Consider the following 20,795-nt stretch of genomic DNA (forward strand, 5'->3'; position numbering starts at 1 on the left):
AGCAAATGTGCTAATAATTTAAGTATCTCAGCAGTGCATTATATTTATTAAAATTCTTATCTATAATTTTTCCCTTCTCTTCAAATATCATGTATGATATTGTATTTATATATTGAGATATAACGATATAATTATCAATAATTTTTACTAAAACAGATCTTTCTCATTATACTTTAAATTTTAATCCATAATGCTCAGTATTAATATTTACTTCCTCTAAAAATGTAAAATCTAAAGTTTCAACTAGATTTCTTACTTCTTCTTTCGATATCCTTTCATTTACAGATGGACCATCTTTCATATTCCTTTTATCCCAATCAATTATATAAATATATCCTTCATTTTTCAGTACTCTTTTGGCTTCAGTGAAAAATCTTACCTTATCCTCTATTTCATGAACAACATTACATACAAAAACATAATCAATAGAACTATCTTCTACCGGAAAAGAATATTCTTCACTCTTTCTAAATTCTATATTTGATATATCTCCTGCTTTTTCTCTTGCAATGTCAAGAATTTCTGTCATTATATCTACACCAATTACATTTCCATTAGTAATAATTTTTGATGCTGGTATAGTAAAATAACCTATACCGCAACCTATATCAATTAATGTACCTTTATCCCCTATTTTAAACTTTTTTAAAGTTTCTTCAGGAGGCATACTCTCTCTTCTTTTTGGATTATCCAATTTCTCTAATTTTTTAATATCAAATTTATGCATTTAATCAATCCTCACCTTTCACGGCTGTTTCTACTTTTAACATGAAGAAGAATTTGGACTACTTATAGTGAATCCTGGACTAAACCAATTATTTGAATAATCAATAACTGATCCATTTACATATGTTTCAAGATCCAAATTATATACAATACTCATCCCTTCTATTTTAACAAGTATATCGTCATTATTTTTCAACTCATCCAGAGCTAATTGCAATTTGGGGCCACCTCAGCCATATCCTCCAAAGCTAATCCTTAACATTGCATTTACCATACTTTCATCTTTTTGCTTAATTTTATTAAACTTTTCAACTGCCCGCTTAGTAACCTTAACCATAGTAAATTCACCTTCCTTTAATATTTTTATCTTAACTTATATTTACATATAACAAATTATTTTTTAAGTTAAATTTATATTGCTATATTTAAATATAGCAATATAATAGTTAAAAAAAATTTTCCCTATTATTTATTTAAAATATGATTTAAGCCTTCAAAAGTATGTTCTATAATTTCTGCACACCTATACCATTCCTCTTTAAATCTTTACATGTTTCTGTGCCATATTTTTGTTTTACATCTTGTATTAATTCGTTTGTAAGCCCTCTCGCTTCATTTTTCTCTGTACTGTTCTCTCTTCCCTTTATAAAACCTATGATTACAGCTGCAGCTCCAACAGCTCCACATGTACTTCCAACAGTAAACCCTGCACCCATACCACTGCCAAGGCTTATTGGAATGCTAGTACCATTTTTTTCATTATACGCCTTGATTATAGCTTCTCCACAGGTATATCCTTGCTTATGATATTCTGATGCCTTTGTCATAATGTTACCTCCTAATAAATATATAATAGCTTTCTTATATACTTATATTAAGATGCTATTTTATTTTTGTCAATATCCAAATTACATTTAGCATAAATTTTATCCGATCGCTACCATTGCTAACACCTCCATCGCACACAGCGAAAGCGACTATCACCAAATTAAAGATTTGGGATATCTGCTTTTCTATCAAAGTGAGGGGGTAAGCACTGCTACGCGCCTGGATAAGTTCTTCCCCTAAAGGATAACGTATTCTAAGTGCTAAAGACACTAAGAATACTGTTAATAAGGTTCAGCTAGAGAAAGTAATCCTTATAAGCAAACTCCATCTGAACCTAAGAATCACTTGATTTACAATAGTTTTCCTTCAATACTTGAATTATATTAACTATCCTTTCGTCTTTAATAAAATAAGTTATTGTCAATCCACTTTTATTTGAATCTAATATTCTGTTAGCTTTAAGTATTGATAAATGTTGTGACAAAGCTGGTTGAGTTAAATAACTCATCCTTTCATGAAGCTCACTTACTGTCATAGGTTTTTCTATTAAATAGCACACTATTACCAATCTATTTTCATTAGATAATACTCTTAGTAGTTTTGATATTATTTTAGCTTTTTCTATTTCTCTCATTTATACCCTCCCATATTTTTGTGTATAACTATTTCAACTTTCACACATATAAAATTTTGACTTAATATAAAAACTCTGCGAAGCAACTTTTCAGAGGACAATTGACAGAGGACATAGGACAATAAAGGTGAGTTTTCCTACTTACGTCAGAAAGCTAATTTATTTTTAAGCTTGTTTTGCTAAAGCAAAACATCGCTTAAGTAAGTATCCAAAATCTACGATTTTTAGATAATTACTTACTAAAAGAGTACCTATGAAAAACAAAAGAACATAAGTTTCTTTTAATATTGAAGATTTTTCGCAGCACAGCGGAGAAAAATACTCCTTCACTGTCCACTGTCAATTGTCCTCTGTCCTCTCAAAAAAAGTTGAGTAACTATATAAGCACATTACTATATAGTTATATTATTGTTTTACTTAAATTTTGTCAATATGTTCATAACATAATACAGATCTATTTCTTTGTTTTTACAAAGCTTATCTTATTACAAAATTAAATAAGTAACCAGTAAATACTATTCCAAGTGCTACTACCCCAAAGAATACTGCTAATAATTTAGGCTTTAAAACCCTTCTTAAAAGAATTGCCTCTGGCAAACTAAGTGCTGTAACTGCCATCATAAATGCTAGTGATGTTCCCATTGCAACTCCAGCTCTTGTAAGTTCACTAACTAATGGAATTACTCCAGCAGCATTTGAATACAACGGAACTCCAATTACAACAGCTACAAATACTGCAAATGGATTACTCTTTCCTGCATATTTTGCCAGTGTTCCTGCTGGAATCCATCCATGTATAAAGCCGCCTATAGCAATACCGATTATTACGTATAACCATATTTTCTTTATCAAATCTCTTGTAAAATTCCAGGAATCAATTAATCTTTCCTTTGTAGTTGGATCTGGCAATTCCAAATCAGAATTCATTTGCATTTCATAAACATATCCTTCCACTCTAACCGAATCAACCTCAAAGGCTAATTGACTATGCGTTGCATAAATTGTCTTACTATCTTTATTAATAAGTAACCTAAGAAAATATAAACCGAGAGTCCAAACTCCCGGTTTATTGATTTTTCACTTTCAATTCTTTAATTATCAAGTCATCAACATATTCATCACAATTTTTACAATAATATCTCATCTCTATTTCTTTTCCACACTTCTCATGACATACTGTTCTTTTACAACTTTTTAAATATTTATTTGCCCATATAATAATCGAATTAAACACATGCTTAAAATCTCTTCCCTTTTCTGTCACCCTACTGTAACGCTCCCTCTAAGTAAAATTCATTGATAATAAAAAAAGATGTAAATTTAGAAATCTACATCTTTTTTTATCCGATGACTACCTGTTCTAATACTCACACTTTTCCAAGTGGGAGTAAAGAGCAGCTAAGTCCCTAGATAACGATTTCTAAGCATCAGGTGGAGTCAAAACTCCATCTGATGCCAAGAACTCTGTTTATTACTCAACCACTATAATATCTTTGCTGTATTTATTTAAAACTTCACAGCCATCTTCCGTAACAAGTACTAAATCCTCTATTCTAACTCCTATCTCACCTGGTATGTAGATACCCGGTTCAATTGAAAATATCATACCAGGTTGTACCTTATCGCTATTTGCAGAAGAAACATCACCTAAATCATGACATTCTATTCCTATAGAGTGCCCCGTTCTATGTGTAAAGTACTTACCATAACCTTTCCCATCTATATAATTTCTTGCAGCTTTATCTATATCGCAAAATCTTACCCCAGGTTTAACTGCTTCAATTCCCCTTTTATTAGCTTCTAAAACTATATTATATACATTCTTACTATTTTCAGGAACATATTTATAAAATACAGTTCTCGTCATGTCAGAACAATAGGAATCTTTAACACATCCAATGTCTATAGTTACAGCTTCTCCTTCTTTAAGTATAGAATTATCCGTCTCATGATGAGGGTCAGCTGCATTTATTCCATAAGCCACAATAGGATCAAAAGAAAAACCCTCTGCTCCTAAACTTTCATATACATTTTCTAAAGCTTTTCCCATCTTCTTTTCCGTATAACCTTCAGGAATCAGTTTTATTAACTTGTCTATAGCCTCATCATTAAGCCTGGATGCTTCTCTCATTAAACTTCTTTCATCATTATCTTTACACATTCTTATTCTATCAATTATTTCAGAACCATTTACAAAATTGCTGCTAGCTTTCAATTCCATTAATCTCAAAAGAAATCTGGCCGGCCAATTCTTGTCTATACCTATAGGTGAATTTTTGTCCGTATATTTTGAGATTATTTCCACAGCATCATCTGTATCCTTATACCAAATTTTCTCTACCCCTATATCTTCTTCTAAAGTAAATAACTCATTTATAAACAGCTTCTTATCCCCATTTATATTTAAATAAAGTACAAGTAATCTTTCCCCTGGATGTATCCACTTTCCAGTTAAATAAAATATGGATGCTGGATCTGATACAATAAGCTGCGGTACATTTTGAGATTTCATTTTTCCCAATACTTTGTTTAGTCTATTTACTTTCATGTCAATTTCATCCCCTATATTTTTAATTATAATTATATGTCCTATATAATTATAGATTTCTTTTATTCTAAAAACAACAAAAATACATCTATTTAACTATACTGTACTATATTTGAATTAACTATTATTTTAGCTATTTCATTATGAATCTCTTTTGACACATGTATTCCATCATCTAAGAAATGTTCTTTCATTTTCCCATTTTCAGCTAAAATAGTTCCTACATCTATAACTTCAATATTTTTCTTTTTGCCATATTCAACTAACAGTTCCCGCAATTTGCCTAAATAGTCATTAACCTCTTTATAATCCCTATCTTTAAACCATGTCTTTTCTACAATATCATCTTTAACCGGCAGTGGTGTTAAAATTATAGGAACAAATTTATTTTTTTCACATATCTCAACCATCATATCTATGTTTTTTAAAATATCATTAATACTTGTCTTTAAAAATACATCATTTGTTCCCCCCATAATTAGAACTTTCGATGGTTTAAACTCAACAACATCTTTTTCAAATCTTTCTTTCATTTCGCCTGTTGTATTACCTGGTATACCTTTATTAATAATGTTTTCCTTTATTTTCTTAGATAATACACTAACCCAACTCTCTGTTTTACGAACTCTAAAACCAAAAGTTATGCTGTCTCCAATACATACAATACTCATTTTATTTTCCCCTTCCTCTTACAACATTTTTGCTATTAAAAACATAGTTTTCATTCCAAGGGAAGTGAATTTTTCCTCATATTCTGTAACTACATTTTCAGCAAAATCACTACTGTGAAGATCATAAGTAAGATACTTTATCTCAAAATCATTTTCCTTGAAATATTCCTGAGATTCTTCAAAAAGTTCCCTGTCATCTGTTTTAAACCATATTTCACTACCTAGTTTTAAAAACTTTCTATACCTGTTTAAAAATACAGTATGGGTAAGTCTTCTTTTCTTTTGTCTTCTCTTAGGCCAGGGATTACAAAAATTTATATATATCCTGCTTATCTCGTCTTTATCGAAAACTTCCTCAATTTGAGCTATGTTCATAGGCATTATCCTGGCATTTGTAACCTCAGCTTCTTGAAGCTTTTTAAGTGCATATATTAAAACTTCATCTTTTAAATCAATACCTATATAATTTATATTAGTATTGTTTAACGCCTGAGTATACAAGAATTTTCCCCTTCCGCAGCCTAGCTCCAAATATATATCATTCTGATTTTTAAACTCTTCTTTCCATTTTCCCTTATACTTTTGTGGTTCTATTATAGTTAAAGAACTAGCCTCCATTTCAGGTCTAGCCCACCATTTTTTTCTGAGTCTCATATTCTAAATTCCTTTCCAAATTTTTAATCACAAAATAAATTATCTATTTAAATTACAAAACTGTCAATGCTATTATATAAATATTGTTTTCTATACATTATTAAAGTTTTTTCTACAATATACGATAATAATAAGTAAAATATTATACTATTCAGGTTGTGAAAATTATGGATTACTTTATAGAAGAACTAAAAAACAAAAAGATAATTAGCACTGATGATATAAAAACAATGCAAGAATACATTAATAAAAAATATTTTAAGATTCCATCCAGCGAAAAGGCAAAAATGCTTTCCAACACCATACACCATATTTTAGATACAAATCTAAAGGAACTACCAGAAAGTTATAGACAAACTGTAAAAATAAACACTTTAAAAAATACCTTTTCTAAAAATAGGGCCTCAATTTTCATGTATGATATATTTCTCTGCTGTATTAAAATCGAACCTTTAAAGAAAAATTTTACAAAAGAAATTACCCGCTGGATAAATGCAAATATAGAAAATTCAGTTGAAGAAAAAGATTTAAACAACTATTTAGGGATAACAAATCCAAAAATGAATCCTGTTACAGATGAAAACCTAAACAACAAAATAACTGAGCCTGTTAGCCCCAATAGAACTATTGAAACTACAGCTGCTCCAGCTATACCTTTCAAGTTAAAATTTAATAAAAAACTTTTAATATTTTCCTCAATTATATTTTTTGTTTTAATTTCTCAGGTATTAGGACAAGTTTTTTTTCAAAAAAGCCTATTTAAAATTCCTTTTTATATAGCCAGTACTTCTGAAAGTGGGAATAGCTATTTAAAAGATCTGGTTGACCAAGTAACTCTAAAAAATGCTAAAAAGAATTTTCCGAATGTATATCTTCCTGAATATTTAAAATATCAAACAATAGATGAAGATAAATTGAAATCCTACTTAAGCAGCCGCAATTCACTCCTAGGCAAAGATCCATATTTTTCTACTATAATGAGTACTGCAAGAGAGTTTAATTTAAATCCAATTTTATTATTTGCTATAACAGGACAAGAACAGGACTTCGTACCTGTAAATACTCCAAGTGCCTCTAAAATAGCTAACAACCCTTTTAACGTATATCACAGTTGGCAGGAATATAATACTGATATAAAAGATTCTTCAAGAATAGCTGCACGAACTATTATAAATCTATCGGAAAACATGCCAAAGGAAAACAACCCTTTTATGTGGATAGGCAAAGAATATGCAGAAGATTCAAATTGGGGAAATGGAGTCCAAGCCATATTTGAAGAAATAAACAATTACTTTGCACTTCACAGCAAAAAATAATAGGAAGATTGTAAATAAAAAACAATTTTACAATCTTCCTCTGTTTATCTGATGACTACTCGCTCTAATACTCCCACGCACACAGCGAAAGCGACTATCACCAAATCAAAGATTTGGGATATCTGCTTTTCTTCAAGTTGGAGTAAAGAACGACTATGTCCCTGGATAACGATTTCTCCTAAAGGATAACGCCTTCTAAGTGCTGAAGCACTAAGAATCCTGTTAATAAGCATCAGGTGGAGTTAAAACTCCATCTGATGCCAAGAACTCTGTTTATCTGATTATACTATTGGCAATGGCCATAAGTTTAGAGTATATGGCCATTGACGGAATACCTACTACATAGTTTGCAATTGGTGTAGCTACAAATATAAGAAGTATAATAAGCTGATACCTATATAAAGTATCTGATATATTATAGTAAAAGGAAGGAAACAAATCCCTTAGTATATGAAATCCATCTAATCCAGGTATAGGTATTAAATTGAACACAAATAACATACAATTTATATTTACTACATACAATACAATTTTAACTACTATATTTGAAACTAAATTATAATTACTAGATGAAAAGATAAATTTATATAAAAACACTGTCAAGAGTGCAGCTAAAAATGCTGTTATTAAATTAGCCAAAGGACCTGCCGCAGAAACTCTTAAATCATCTTTATTTCTATTTTTAAAGGCATTTGGATTGATCTCAACAGGCTTTGCCCATCCAAACCCTACAAGTAATATCATTATAAAACCTATAATATCTATATGTGCAAATGGATTTAAAGTAAGTCTTCCTTGAAATTTAGCTGTTTTATCTCCTAATCTATCTGCCACAAAGGCGTGAGCAAATTCATGGAATGTAAGCCCTATAAGTATTCCTGGTATAATAAGTATCTTATCCAATATCATTTCATTCAAATAATTTCATCCCCTCATTTTACTAATTTAACGTTACTTTTTGTAACTTTCCATCATTTATCGATGCAATTCCGCCTTCATATATTTGTACAAAATTTCCTTTATATACATACTGCTTTCCACTTGTAATTTCCGTAACAATTCCTTTTAAATTGTCATTTATATATATTTTGCCCGATGGCATGACAAACACGTCATCCTTATTCACAGATTGGCCCAAATTTATGTTTTGATAATTACTTCCGCTGTCATTTATAGTTCCACAGTAGATATTTGATATTTTATTGTCCTTTTCATCACCTATGTATATTTTATCATTTTCATCTACGCCTACCCAAACAGGATTTTCTACCCCATTTATCATAAGTGACCTATCATCACCTGTAACATATATCTTACCATATACTTTATCTTCATATATAAGTTTATCATCTAAAGATAATATTCCCATATTACCTACCATATAAGATCTTGTAGTTACTTTTTGCATTTCATTCATTATATCAATTCTATATATATTTGTCCTTTCCCCACTGCTTTCCATCTTAACGTATATAACATTGGTATAAGGAGATTCTTCTATATCATCAATTTTAGCTTTTTCATATGTCGAATCCAATGATTTTATGTTTTCTTTTATATCTTTACCAGCTTCATAATATGATAATTCAAATTTTGAACCGTCATCAGAACTTTCTTTTTCTGCTATAAGTATTCTATCCCTATCGTTTTGCCATTTATAAAAAGATACCTTGACTCCATCCTTAAATTCTATATTTTTTTCATTTCCATTCTTTGTATCCACCACTTTCAAAACATTTGATTCACAATATGCCAGATACCTACCATCAAAGGAAACACTAATATTATTAGCATCTTCTGGTACCTTTATAACAACATCTGCTTTTTTTGGCTCGCTCTTTACAATTTTTTTTGTTTTTATCTCTGTTTGAGAGGATAAAAAATAATTATTTATATAAAACAATCCTGCAAACTGTACTACAAGAGATATAATTATCCAAATAGTAATTTTCTTAAAAATTTTCATTCGTTACTCCCCTTTAATAATTATCTTATAACCTTCTATGGTTTTACGTAAATAGCTGATGGCACTGATCTCTCACCTAAGGGATCACAAGTGTTGTTTATTACATCTCCCTCATAGTACATAGTTGAAGAAGACCCTCCATCTAAATTTGTAGCATTTACTGCGCCATATTGAAGCATTATATTTTGAACATCCTTCAAGGAAGCACCAATACTTTTAGCTTGTCGTCCGTCTATAACTAGCAATAAAATAGCACCATCTGACCTTTGTCCTATCGCAGTTCTAGGAGCTATTCCCCAGCCACCATCACCGGATATCATTCCTTCTCCACCCACTACTAAGGCAGGCTCAAAAGATATGGCTTCTGTAACATTTCTCTCTTTCAGTTCATTTAAGCTGTGATGTCCTACTATAAGCTCTCCTTTATTTGTAAGTGCCATTACACTTTTTGATTTATCATCAGAATCAGTTATATCATTAGCAACAATCTGGCCATCACTCATAAGTATACCTGTAGGTTTCCCTCCTGTACCCGTCCACTTATTGTCACTATCACTAGAAGAACTGTCTGTAAAAGCTCCTCCATTTATAGCAGCTACAGCATTATGATCTTTTGCTATTTGACTTGTAAGTTCTCCAGCTACCCCTAATTTTTTACTATATCCTACTTTAACTCTAGTAGGATCGTGTATTATAAGCATATAACCTTTAAATTTTCTTCCATCACTTATTTCTTCTCTTTCTATACTACTATCATGCTTATTTTCAAATTTTAAAGGTGAATTATCTTTTTCTATATTTTTAGGTTTGTCTTCACTTAGTATTTTTTGTATTTCACTATCTGATAAAAATATTTTTGCTATGTACTGATGACTTAAAGTAGTCATGGCTGCGCCTACTACTGTTTTCTTTACATTTTCAAAAGGACCGTAAAATACTAAAAATGGAGCAGTCATTCCAGTAAATATAAACTCAAATAATATGAAATACAGTATGAGTTTCCAAACTGGCCGTTTCTTTTTGCCTTGAATTTTCCCCTTCTTCATACGTTGAAACCTTTCCTTTCTAAAAAAAATACATCCTTCAACATTGTACAATAAATGATAAAATTTTTAAATAGAAATAATTATGAACATACTAAAAACTTTATATAATATAAACAGATTTCTAAGCATCAGATGGAGTTTTAAACTCCATCTGATGCTTAGAAATCGTTATCCAGGGACATAGCATAGCCACTCTTTACCCCCACTTGGAGAAGTGGAAGTATTAGAGCGGGTAGTCATCGGATAAAGGACTAAATAAAAAAATCACTCTGGTGTTCAGTATACAATTCATTATCTAACACCAAAGTGCTCTTGTATAAAGTTTCAAATTATAAATAAGTTTTTCCAATTTTCGATCTATTTCAAAAATTATATTTCCTATTTACAGTCTCTTTGAGGCTTCATATGCAAGAGGAGACCTCTCACATTCATCATGTTTCAAAGTTATTTGATAACATAACTTGCTTCCTTTCATCTTTTCTGAAGCATAACACAACCCATTCGATCTTGAATCTAAAAAAGCTTGATCTATTTGCTCTGGATCCCCTACTAAAAGTAGTTTTGTACCCGATCCAACTCTCGTTATAATTGCTTTTACCTGTTTTGGAGTTAGATTCTGGGCTTCGTCAATTACAAGCCAGTTTTTTACAATAGATCTTCCTCTTAAATAACCTACCGCCTCTGTAGTTATAATTCCCCTGTCAAATAATTCTCTTATTTTATCAGCTAATTCCTTTTCGTTTTTATATCTTTCTTTTTCATCGGAATCCACTAATATTTCTAGATTATCTAATATCGGTCTCATAAAAGGCGATATCTTTTCCTGTTCTGTACCTGGAAGAAATCCTATATCTTCATCCATGGTAACATTAGGTCTGCATACCAGCATCTTTCTATACTTTCCTTTATCTTCTTCCATTATACTATGGAGACCTACTGCCAGTGAAAATAAAGTTTTTGCCGTTCCTGCAGGACCTTTTATTATCACAAGTGGAGCCTTTTCTGCATTTGTTAAAAGTGCCTCCAACATAAATTTCTGTCCCACATTTCTTGGAACTATTCCAAGAGGTGTACTATCCTTAAAACAAAGTGAAACTATTTCTTTACCGTCAAATCTTCCAAGGGCAGTTTGTTTAGGATTATTTAAACAATGTATTATAATAAACTCGTTTACATAAAGAGGTGGATCAAAGTATTCTGCATTGTCCTCATTATAACAAGTTATTTTATCAACTTTCATATATTTGTTACTATAAAATTCTGTTATATCCTTTTCAGAAGCATATACATCTATCCTTCCTGTATACTGACTTTCATCTTCGGGAACAACTTTTTCATAGAAATCTTCTACCTCTATATTTATTATATCAGCCTTAATTCTTTCAAATATGTCCTTTGTTATCAAACATACATTTTCACCACTTTCTTTAAGGCCTTTACACACCTGTATTATTCTGTTATCCGGTTTGCTTTTGTCCCAAGCTGGGGGCATCTGTACATCATAGTGGTTCATTTCAACCCTTAACTTTCCACCACCTGGCAAGTCCACTCCTTGGTTAAGCTTACCGCTTTTCCTAAAGTCATCTATAAGCCTAGCTGCATACCTAGCATTGGCACCAAGATCATTTTTATTCTTTTTAAATCCATCTAGCTCTTCCAGTACTACTTCAGGTATAACCACATCTCCATCATCAAAAGTCAATATAGCCCCTGGTGAATACAAAATAACATTGGTGTCTAAAACATAAGTTTTTTTCAAAGCCATTCCTCCCCTCTACCATTATTATAATATATTCATTTAAATATATAAATGAATTAAATTTCATAAACTTTGAAAATATATTTTGAATTATTTGCATAAAAGATAGGCACTAGTAATAACTAGTGCCTATCTTTCATAATATAATAATTGGGGATCAAAATATTATGCTATCTTTGTTTCATCGGTATATTGTTAATATTAACTATATTATGTGACAACATGGTGTCAAATATATTAAATATTTATTTACTTTTTTAATACTTTATGAATTAAAATGTTGTTAACTTAAGTATATGGAACAAAGTAACAAGTCAAAGACGCAAAATAAGCTATCATACTGACTAGTTATTTTTTTCAATATGTCTTGATTCTAATAAAAAATCTGTACCCTAATTTAGAGTACAGATTTTTTATCATATATTTACTTTAAATTCTGTTCATAAGCCTCAATCATTTTCTTAACCATATTTCCACCTACAGAGCCTGCTTCTCTTGAAGTTAAGTCTCCATTATAACCATTCTTTAAATTTACTCCAACTTCTTTAGCTGACTCCATTTTGAATTGATCTAATGCTGCTTTAGCTTGTGGAACTACTGGATTATTACTGTTTGTCATAGTACTCACTCCTTTTTATAGTAAACTTTACTGCTTACATTTAAAGTTTCTACATTTTTAAAAAAATTACTCCAGGTAATTGAATGAATATTTAGTACTTGTTGCAATATAAGTTAATAAGCATAAATGCTTTTAAATTTTTTACTGCTTTGTAATAAGAAAGTAAGCACTGTTAGCTACCAGCACTTACCTCTTTCAATAGATACATATAATTATACTATCCTCATTTTCGCTAAGGTCATTTCCCTAGGACACTATTATATTACCCAATATCTCTAACAATATGACACCATATACATTATGTAAATATTCATAAAAAAATAATCTGGATAAAAAATAATCATTTTCATAATAACAGACTTTATACCAGATTTTATAAGTTGTGAAGATACTAGATTACAATTACAATTAAATTAGGTACACTATTTAGAATCAATTATAAGGAGCATTGTAAAATGTGGAAAACTTATGGAAGGTTTATAATAAATAGCATATTTGTATTCCTAATTTGTTTCTTAATCTTAATACCAAAATCAGTTCAAGCTGCTTCTGGACAGGTTTCTAGGATCGGAGAATTTAATAGATATGCGACTGCTGCTAAAAGTGCAACTACAAATTGGACTAGCAGTAAAAATGTAGTATTGGTGTGTGGTGAAATATATGCAGATGCAGTAAGTGGTGTAACCCTTGCAAAAAAGTTAGATGCTCCTATACTTTTAACTACTTCTAACTTACTTAATTCATATACTAAATCTGCATTAGACACCTTAAAACCCCAAAATATATATATTATAGGAGGAGTCTCCTGTGTATCACAAAATATAAGAGATGAACTTAAAAGTTATGGTTACAATTTAATAGAATTAAGTGGAAAAAGTAGATACGAAACCAATGTATCTGTTGCTAATGAATTGGTCAAGTTAGGTGTTAATGCCCTGGATGTAATGCTTGTCTCAGGAAAAGGATTTTCAGATGCCCTATCAGCTGCGCCTATAGCAGCAGCTAAAGGACAAATTCTTTTACTCGGAAATAATGATGACGACTCAATGGAACCAGTTTTAACCTTTATTAGAAATAACAATTCAAATGTTACAGTTATTGGTACACAAAACGTATTAAATGACACTATGTATAATAAAATAGGTGCTGTGAAAAGAGTAAATGGTGGAGCTAACAGATTTGAAACCAATTTAAATATGTTAAATGAATACCAGGATATATTAAAAAATGATAAGCTGTTTATAGCAAATGCAGGTGGAGAAGATTTTCCAGATCCTCTTATAGCCTCTTCTTTAGCCGGTAAGTGGTCATCACCATTGGTACTTGTAGATGGTGATAGTTCCCCATCTACAGAGAAAGCATTAAACTACATAAAAAATAAAGCAACTAATTTAACAGACTTAAATGCCATAGGCGGAAAAAATGTCATTTCAGATAATATTATTTCAAAGATAAATAATGCAATTTCCAATGACGTAGTTTCAATAACTACAAATGGATTAAATCAAATTAAAATTGCATTCAACACTGATATCAACAAAGAAACAGCTGAATTTGTAGGAAATTATCAGATTGATGGAATTGATCTTACACCCAATATATCTTCAGCTTCGCTACAGGATGATAATAAAACTGTACTAGTTACCCTTGCAAATCCATATTCACAATATAAAAGCATAATTTTTACTGTAAAAAGCACCGTACTAGATAAGGATTTAAATGTCATAACACCTAAAATTGAAAAAGAAATTACCTTTTTAGACATAACTGCACCTAAAATACAAGCACTAACACTGTATGGAAGTAATAAATTAGTGCTTAAATTTTCAGAACCAATAAGGATAAATACAAATAATCTATCTTCCATGAAAATCAATGATCAAAGTATAGTGGGTCTTGGATTAAACACATCCTTAAGTACTTTTTACGAAAAATCAGGCGTATGGTCAATGGAAGTAGTACTTTATTTTGATGCACCCCTTAAAGAAGGTGTCAATGCTTTTAAAATTTCCCGGGGAATCTCAGGTGAACAGTTCGATGACGCTGCAGGATTTCCTATAGAAGAAACTTCTATAAATTTTAATGTTAATTCATTAAAGGACAATCCTCAAATTACAGAAGCTAATTATACTACAGCTGGAATTATTTATATAACTTACAATAGATCTATGGATACTAAAACCGCACTTAATATAAATAATTATAGAATAAATGGAAATGCAATAACCGCCTCCTCCATAGACTTTTGTCCGGGATCAAATGATAAAATTGTTCAAATAAAAATCATAAATTCTTTACTTAATATTGGAAGTAATATTGTAAGTGTCTCAGATAATGTTAAAGACGCCTATGGTAATAACGTATATGATAATTCCAGTACGAGTTTTGAAGTTGAAGATAATACTGTAAAACCACAAATTACACAATTTAAAATACTCGACAGTCAAACAATAAACATAAAATTCAACCAATATGTAATGAATATATATGCAACTAATAAATCAAATTATAAATTGCTTGATTCTGATGGAACAGACATAACCTATAGAATTGATGAAATATCACCAGCTACTAGGTTAAGTAATGACAACACAAGCTCCTATAATATAAAATTTACAAGAGATAATGCTTTAACAGATTTAACATACACCTTAGTTATTAAAAATATCATTGATACTAACTTAAAGCCTAATGTAATGGATGATTATACTGTAACTTTCAATGGAATAGATAACATAGATCCCAAAGTTACAGCTATAGTCCAAAAATCAGATAATCCGCAAAAAATAGTTATTTTTTTTAATGAACCCATGAATGTAGATTCACTAAAGAATCCTTCAAATTATTATTTTGTAGATGGTACAGGTGGTACTAATGCATTGCCTTATAATACAGTGATTACTCCTGGTGAAGATAATACTTATGTGCTCATTAAATTTCCATCTAATTATATATTAAGCTATGGAACTTCAGAAAATAATGTACTCAAAATAGGTGTGGAATATGTTAAGGATAAATCTCTAAATACTTTATCAGGAATAGCCTATGTTGATAACATAAGTAGAGATTATAGTACAGGGCCATCCCTTGTTTCAAATACTGTAAAATTTTTTTACGATGGTGATGACCTAAAAGTACAGTTTATTCTAACTTCTGACCTAGACAATTTAAACCTAAATGACTTTAAAATTGCAGGAATGACTCCCGATGGTGGTACTATATCCGGAAGGAAAGTAATTCTTACTTTTGCTAGTGGAATTCAAGATAACGTAAAAATCAGCACGGTGAAGTCAGCTGGAGTTAATGCATTATTTACAATTGAAAATCCAATTTCTAAAGATATAGCAGGGCGTACACTAAAAGAAGGATTGGATAAGGTATACAGTATGCTGCTTCCTCCAAGAACTAATTCCAGTTTGTGGTTTGCAAGCAGCACCACGGGAAATAACTCTGTAACAATAGCATTTGATGAAAATATAGATGATAGTATTTATGGACTGTACTGTGATGATTTTATATTTACAAATGAGACCACTGGCGGAAAACTGAATCCTACATCTGTATCTGTAAGTGGTAAAAATGTAACCTATAAATTTGAAGACGGCTCTATAAAGCCTGGAGATAAAATTGACTTTCATGCTGCGTTGTCTTCTGCAGACATTAACATAAGAAGTAAAAAAGATGCCAGTGGACAAAATTCTGTTTACATTCCGTCAAAATATGATTTGAGGATAAACACAGTAATTTCCAATTAAAATAATTATATTTTATTAACAAATTTCAATTTTAAACATAGTATATAATATAAATATTTTCACGGAGGTATTACATGAATATCAATTCTACTAGCGACAGCAGTAACAAAGAAAATGCTGAAAACTTCGATGTTTCCCAAAATATATGTCCATATTACTCAATGTCTTATTATGATGAACCAATAGATGATGAGTACGAGGACGAAGATCCTGATGAATATGACTTCGATCCTGAAGATGGATATAGACAAGGAGGACGTAGAAAAAGACGTAGACGTAGAAGACGTAGAAGACGTAGAATGATGCGTAGACCTTTCATGCCATTCGTTTTCCCTGTAATCATGTATGGTGATTATGACGACTGGTATTAATATTAAAAGGTAATATTAGATAGGTACTAGCAATTTGCTAGTACCTATTATAATGCATTTTTTAGTAAATCTATATTTCATATAATTAAGAGCTTGTCTCTAACAAGTAAAAGAAATACTCATGCCAAGATTTTCGGCTTTTTCTAAAGCATCAGTATTAGCAATATCACCCTTATCTGCCACTCCCGGAACAGCAATTATTCCTAGATTGTTCCACTTCAGATAATCAATAATACCTTTGTAAGTTTCAATTGCTCCATTAAACATACCATCTTCGTTATCTTCTCCACAAATCATAAGTACACTTTCCTTTATTTTAAGTGGACGTTTGCAATTAGGTGATACATAAGCATATAGTCTATCTATTGCTGCTTTTATTTGTGATGACATACCAGACCAATATAAAGGTGTTACAAATACAATCACATCTGAGCTTTCAAGTAGTGGCTCTAATTCACTAAAATCGTCCTGAAACGAACAAGCCGTACCCTTACTCCAGCAGGTATTACAAGCCTTACAACCATTAATATTTTTCATTGCCGTTTCAAATTTTGTTACAATGTGACCTTTTGCCCTAGCACCTTTAATAAATGCATCTGCCATCATTTCACTGTTACCATTTTTTCTTGGGCTTCCTGTAAGTACTAAAATATTTTTAACCATTTTTATCACTCCCTGTAAACATTAACAACTGCTTTTATTTTCTTCTTTATCCAATTATATAGTCAGATTAAATGGTTGTAAAGCATTAAAATCATTGTAAGTTACCATAAATAACATCTCCAATATATCCATAACCCTTGTCACTAGGATGTGCTGTATTTGTTCCACTTCCGCCTGAATAATCGTTTTTAGCCATTCCAAACAAACCTTCTTTTTGTGCAGCAGTATAATCCTGATAATAAGCTTTATAAATATCTATAATTCCTGCATTATAAGCATCTGCTATTTCGTATAAAGACATAACATAAGCAGGCCAATTTGTCGTCCATGTCTTAGCAGGCATTTGATTTGACACCAAGCATACATCACTGCCTCTTCCTTTCCAGTAACTCACTAAATTCATCATACTTTCCTTATAGTCTTGAACAGAAATACCTCGTCCTGCTTCATTAAGTCCGAAAGACAGCAGCACTAAATCAGGCTTTGGTGATACATTCCAAATCTTCTTTGTGGTGTCTGTAGTAAAATAACTTGCCATTTTACTAGAAATTGCTATCTTGTCTACCTCAATTCCTACGTCATTCGATGAAGCAATTGCACCTTCTATAAAAATATTGGATGTATTAGTTGGAGTTATTACTAATGTATGAGATGTATTAGTTAATCCTGCATAAGAAACCTTATGTGAAAAACTTTCTGTTTCTCCTAGACAATCTATAGAACCTACTTTTTTTCCATCTATGGTTACAACAGCTGTACCTCCATCTTTTGCCTTAGAATACAATAAATCTAAACTTTTTCCAGTGAAAGTTAAAGCTGCTGGTGAACTACTTTTATTAGAAATTCCAAAGCATCCACCAAAACCGCCAACATTAGAAGTAAACTCTTTAGAGGCACCAGAAACACTCCAACCTGTTCCTAGTTTCCATCTAGGTTTAGTACCAGAAGGAAGAGCACCTTCGTATATACTAATAAAGCCTTCCCCTGCATTTCCAAATTGATTTTGCAGTGATGACTTCATTACACCAACCCAAGATTTATTTATTTCATCACTGGAATATTCTCCTCTTGTATTAGATTCACCTATACAATATATTCTCACCTTTTGGGTACTTGTATTTTTTAATTTATTTTTATATTTTAATAAACCTGAATTTATGTTATATCCATATTTTTCATAAGGTGATTCTTTATGAATTACTTTTCGGGGTGTTGGTTTAGTTTTCTTTATTATATTAATTTTTGCTGAACTTACAAAAAACATGACACAATATGCAAATACAGCCGAAATAATAATTAATATCTTTTGACGCATATTAGTACTCCTTTACTTATTTTAATATTTCTCTTTAATATATGTAGAAATCATACACCAAATACATTGTGATATACGTAATTGTGAATATATTTATACTTTTGTAAAATAATAAATTTATAATATCACAAAAGTAGGTGAAATAATTATGATAGTCATATATCATGACGTTGGAGGTGCCCACTCTACTGCTGTAGCAGCCAATATACATATTGGGAACCTACCAATAGATAGAATCCCAAGTAAAAAAGAATTACTTGATTTACCGACCTTTGATAAAATGGAAAAAAAGGATCTTGGAAGGATAATTTATATTGGTAAAGATGAGTTTAATGCAGACGTATACACTTTAGCTAGGAAGTATGCTCCAGACATAGTAATACCTGCTGTTATGGATATGTACTCTATTTTTAACAAAAATACTGATGAACTTATTATTGTAGACACCAAACCAACTGTCAATTTACTTATGAATATAGGGGGATATACTTCAAGAAAGCTACACTGGGTAAGTGTTGGAAGACCAATAGTAACAAAAGGTACACAACAAGCTTATATGAATATAGTCAACCTGGTTACAGGCGTTAAAAATAATTTAAAAAATAGATAATATGTTAAAAGAGGAATATTTCATATGTAAACTTTTTACACAAAGAAAAGATCCCTCTACCCTTCTAGCAGCATTCTTTTAATTACATCATTGCCTTAATAACACCACAAGCTAGCATTTTACCAGATGCTCCGGAAGGCTGAGTTCTATAATCATCTGGGCTTTCATGTATGATTACCGATTTCCCTATAATCTGAGCAACATTAAACTTGTTTGTAAAGAAGGTCATTCTCGAGTAACCATTATTTGAAAAGAGAACTGGAAAATCTCCTGCATGATTGCCATGTGGCTGATTAGTTGGATTCCAGTGACCTCCAGCAGCTTTAAATGGTTCTTCAGGATTACCTACAGCACATGTACCATTTTGGTGTATATGAAATCCATGAGGTCCAATTTGTGGACTTCCATTCATAGCTGGTCTATAAGGAGGTAATCCATTTACTTCTACAGAAACCTCAGTTCCTCCACGTACCTGAGTAAAAGTTACAGTACCTCTTATATTAGGAGCTAACGGTCCTCCAGTTATATGGGCTACAGCTTTTCTAGCATGCATATTCATATCACCTCTATATCCACAATAATTGTGATTTATAAAGGGACATTCATATTCGTCAAAATGCATAATATCCTCCAAATTAAATACTTCAATTTATGTTATGTAAAACTTTTAAAATAGTTACAAAAAGATCAGCATATTAAATAACACGCTGATCTTTTAAAACTAAACTAATGAAGGTTGACGAACTTCCTTATATATAGATGACATTGTATTTATTGTACTTTCAGGTGCCGGCTCTAGTGGATAATATCCTTTTTTCACCATGTACTGCCAAACTTCATAAGCATGATTGCAGCTCATAGTAAACGCATCCTTTAAAAATTCTCTCACGCCAGGATTACTAGCTTCCATGGCAGACCACGCATATTCCCTTCCTGCCCTTTTTAGAGTTAAAAGATATGCAGTTGCTATTTCTCTATCGTTCATCTGCTGAATATCCGTTCTTGGTGTAATTGATGGAAAATTATTAGTTGGTGACTTAGTATAATCCTGCAAAGTTTTAACCAAAGATGGTACATTTAGTTTTTGTGTAGGACCCATAGTTTTACTTAAATATTCAACCTTTATATTATAATCTTGAATATGTGCTGGAAAGTGTGCTTGAATCATAGATTTTAATTCCTGGTCCTGAACTGCATTTATAAACATAGCCATATTTGTTATAGAATTTACGCAACTTATAGTTAATTCGTGTAGATCATGTATTTCATGAGCAGCCAATTGCATAATATTACCTCCTATTGAAATTTTACTTA

Annotated in this window: 22 protein-coding genes and 1 pseudogene; 4 read left to right on the plus strand and 19 right to left on the minus strand. The window is 31.1% G+C overall.

Annotation, left to right across the window (positions count from 1 at the left end; all coding sequences use genetic code 11):
• Positions 1 to 166: 166 nt before the first annotated feature.
• From CLCOS_RS05810 to trmB, 10 genes and pseudogenes are all read right to left on the minus strand, one after another.
• Positions 167 to 727: a class I SAM-dependent methyltransferase gene (locus CLCOS_RS05810; protein WP_063600701.1), complete on the minus strand. Its 561-nt coding sequence runs from the start codon at positions 725 to 727 to the stop codon at positions 167 to 169.
• Between the two features lie 36 nt (positions 728 to 763).
• A complete protein-coding gene (locus CLCOS_RS23085) occupies positions 764 to 1,063 on the minus strand; it encodes a HesB/IscA family protein (RefSeq protein WP_341467307.1) in 300 nt (99 codons plus the stop codon).
• A 169-nt stretch (positions 1,064 to 1,232) separates the two neighbouring features.
• The gene (locus CLCOS_RS05820) at positions 1,233 to 1,553 is read right to left on the minus strand and encodes a C-GCAxxG-C-C family (seleno)protein (protein WP_343217892.1); all 321 of its coding nucleotides are present in this window, start codon (positions 1,551 to 1,553) and stop codon (positions 1,233 to 1,235) included.
• 335 nt (positions 1,554 to 1,888) lie between these two features.
• Positions 1,889 to 2,188, minus strand: a complete 300-nt coding sequence (locus CLCOS_RS05825) for an ArsR/SmtB family transcription factor (RefSeq protein WP_063600703.1) — start codon at positions 2,186 to 2,188, stop codon at positions 1,889 to 1,891.
• Between the two features lie 165 nt (positions 2,189 to 2,353).
• Positions 2,354 to 2,518, minus strand: a complete 165-nt coding sequence (locus tag CLCOS_RS22335; RefSeq protein WP_156496370.1) for a hypothetical protein — start codon at positions 2,516 to 2,518, stop codon at positions 2,354 to 2,356.
• Between the two features lie 147 nt (positions 2,519 to 2,665).
• Positions 2,666 to 3,142, minus strand: a pseudogene (locus CLCOS_RS05830) (permease); the annotation flags it as partial.
• 112 nt (positions 3,143 to 3,254) lie between these two features.
• Complete coding sequence (locus tag CLCOS_RS05835; RefSeq protein WP_063600704.1) at positions 3,255 to 3,452, minus strand: hypothetical protein; 198 nt, start codon at positions 3,450 to 3,452, stop codon at positions 3,255 to 3,257.
• Between the two features lie 207 nt (positions 3,453 to 3,659).
• Positions 3,660 to 4,736 carry a M24 family metallopeptidase gene (locus CLCOS_RS05840; RefSeq protein WP_063600705.1) on the minus strand — a complete coding sequence of 359 codons (1,077 nt, stop codon included), beginning with the start codon at positions 4,734 to 4,736 and terminating at the stop codon, positions 3,660 to 3,662.
• Between the two features lie 92 nt (positions 4,737 to 4,828).
• Positions 4,829 to 5,407, minus strand: a complete 579-nt coding sequence (locus CLCOS_RS05845; protein WP_029169987.1) for a GDSL-type esterase/lipase family protein — start codon at positions 5,405 to 5,407, stop codon at positions 4,829 to 4,831.
• A gap of 18 nt (positions 5,408 to 5,425) precedes the next feature.
• Complete coding sequence (gene trmB, locus CLCOS_RS05850) at positions 5,426 to 6,061, minus strand: tRNA (guanosine(46)-N7)-methyltransferase TrmB (protein WP_063600706.1); 636 nt, start codon at positions 6,059 to 6,061, stop codon at positions 5,426 to 5,428.
• 167 nt (positions 6,062 to 6,228) lie between these two features.
• Between trmB and CLCOS_RS05855 the strand changes: the two genes are divergently transcribed.
• On the plus strand, positions 6,229 to 7,377 hold the full coding sequence (locus CLCOS_RS05855) for a hypothetical protein (RefSeq protein ID WP_063600707.1): 1,149 nt from the start codon (positions 6,229 to 6,231) through the stop codon (positions 7,375 to 7,377).
• Positions 7,378 to 7,650: 273 nt separating this feature from the next.
• Here CLCOS_RS05855 and CLCOS_RS05860 read toward each other — a convergent pair whose 3' ends face one another.
• From CLCOS_RS05860 to CLCOS_RS05880, 5 genes are all read right to left on the minus strand, one after another.
• A complete protein-coding gene (locus CLCOS_RS05860; RefSeq protein ID WP_192847890.1) occupies positions 7,651 to 8,286 on the minus strand; it encodes a site-2 protease family protein in 636 nt (211 codons plus the stop codon).
• Positions 8,287 to 8,317: 31 nt separating this feature from the next.
• Positions 8,318 to 9,343, minus strand: a complete 1,026-nt coding sequence (locus CLCOS_RS05865; protein WP_063600709.1) for a hypothetical protein — start codon at positions 9,341 to 9,343, stop codon at positions 8,318 to 8,320.
• A 35-nt stretch (positions 9,344 to 9,378) separates the two neighbouring features.
• Positions 9,379 to 10,389 carry a phosphodiester glycosidase family protein gene (locus CLCOS_RS05870; protein WP_063600710.1) on the minus strand — a complete coding sequence of 337 codons (1,011 nt, stop codon included), beginning with the start codon at positions 10,387 to 10,389 and terminating at the stop codon, positions 9,379 to 9,381.
• Positions 10,390 to 10,771: 382 nt separating this feature from the next.
• Positions 10,772 to 12,148 carry a PhoH family protein gene (locus CLCOS_RS05875; protein ID WP_063600711.1) on the minus strand — a complete coding sequence of 459 codons (1,377 nt, stop codon included), beginning with the start codon at positions 12,146 to 12,148 and terminating at the stop codon, positions 10,772 to 10,774.
• A 424-nt stretch (positions 12,149 to 12,572) separates the two neighbouring features.
• Entirely contained in the window at positions 12,573 to 12,767 is a 195-nt protein-coding gene (locus tag CLCOS_RS05880; RefSeq protein WP_013239610.1) for an alpha/beta-type small acid-soluble spore protein, read from the minus strand.
• Positions 12,768 to 13,222: 455 nt separating this feature from the next.
• Between CLCOS_RS05880 and CLCOS_RS05885 the strand changes: the two genes are divergently transcribed.
• Positions 13,223 to 16,522, plus strand: a complete 3,300-nt coding sequence (locus CLCOS_RS05885; protein WP_063600712.1) for a cell wall-binding repeat-containing protein — start codon at positions 13,223 to 13,225, stop codon at positions 16,520 to 16,522.
• Positions 16,523 to 16,596: 74 nt separating this feature from the next.
• Positions 16,597 to 16,893: a hypothetical protein gene (locus tag CLCOS_RS05890; RefSeq protein WP_063600713.1), complete on the plus strand. Its 297-nt coding sequence runs from the start codon at positions 16,597 to 16,599 to the stop codon at positions 16,891 to 16,893.
• 99 nt (positions 16,894 to 16,992) lie between these two features.
• On the opposite strand, the gene CLCOS_RS05895 is transcribed toward CLCOS_RS05890, so the two are convergent.
• Both CLCOS_RS05895 and CLCOS_RS05900 read right to left on the minus strand, forming a co-directional pair.
• Positions 16,993 to 17,556 (minus strand): flavodoxin family protein, encoded by a 564-nt coding sequence (locus CLCOS_RS05895; RefSeq protein WP_023162035.1) that lies wholly within the window; start codon positions 17,554 to 17,556, stop codon positions 16,993 to 16,995.
• Between the two features lie 91 nt (positions 17,557 to 17,647).
• Positions 17,648 to 18,871, minus strand: coding sequence for an SGNH/GDSL hydrolase family protein (locus CLCOS_RS05900; RefSeq protein ID WP_063600714.1), 1,224 nt, complete (start codon positions 18,869 to 18,871; stop codon positions 17,648 to 17,650).
• 148 nt (positions 18,872 to 19,019) lie between these two features.
• Here CLCOS_RS05900 and CLCOS_RS05905 point away from each other — a divergent pair, with 148 nt between their 5' ends.
• Entirely contained in the window at positions 19,020 to 19,481 is a 462-nt protein-coding gene (locus tag CLCOS_RS05905) for a DUF3189 family protein (RefSeq protein WP_023162037.1), read from the plus strand.
• Between the two features lie 82 nt (positions 19,482 to 19,563).
• Here CLCOS_RS05905 and CLCOS_RS05910 read toward each other — a convergent pair whose 3' ends face one another.
• Entirely contained in the window at positions 19,564 to 20,103 is a 540-nt protein-coding gene (locus CLCOS_RS05910) for a superoxide dismutase family protein (RefSeq protein WP_063600715.1), read from the minus strand.
• 99 nt (positions 20,104 to 20,202) lie between these two features.
• Positions 20,203 to 20,766, minus strand: a complete 564-nt coding sequence (locus CLCOS_RS05915) for a spore coat protein (protein ID WP_063600716.1) — start codon at positions 20,764 to 20,766, stop codon at positions 20,203 to 20,205.
• Positions 20,767 to 20,795 lie beyond the last annotated feature (29 nt).

The sequence above is a fragment of the Clostridium coskatii genome (assembly GCF_001675205.1).
GTDB classification, from domain to species: domain Bacteria; phylum Bacillota; class Clostridia; order Clostridiales; family Clostridiaceae; genus Clostridium_B; species Clostridium_B ljungdahlii.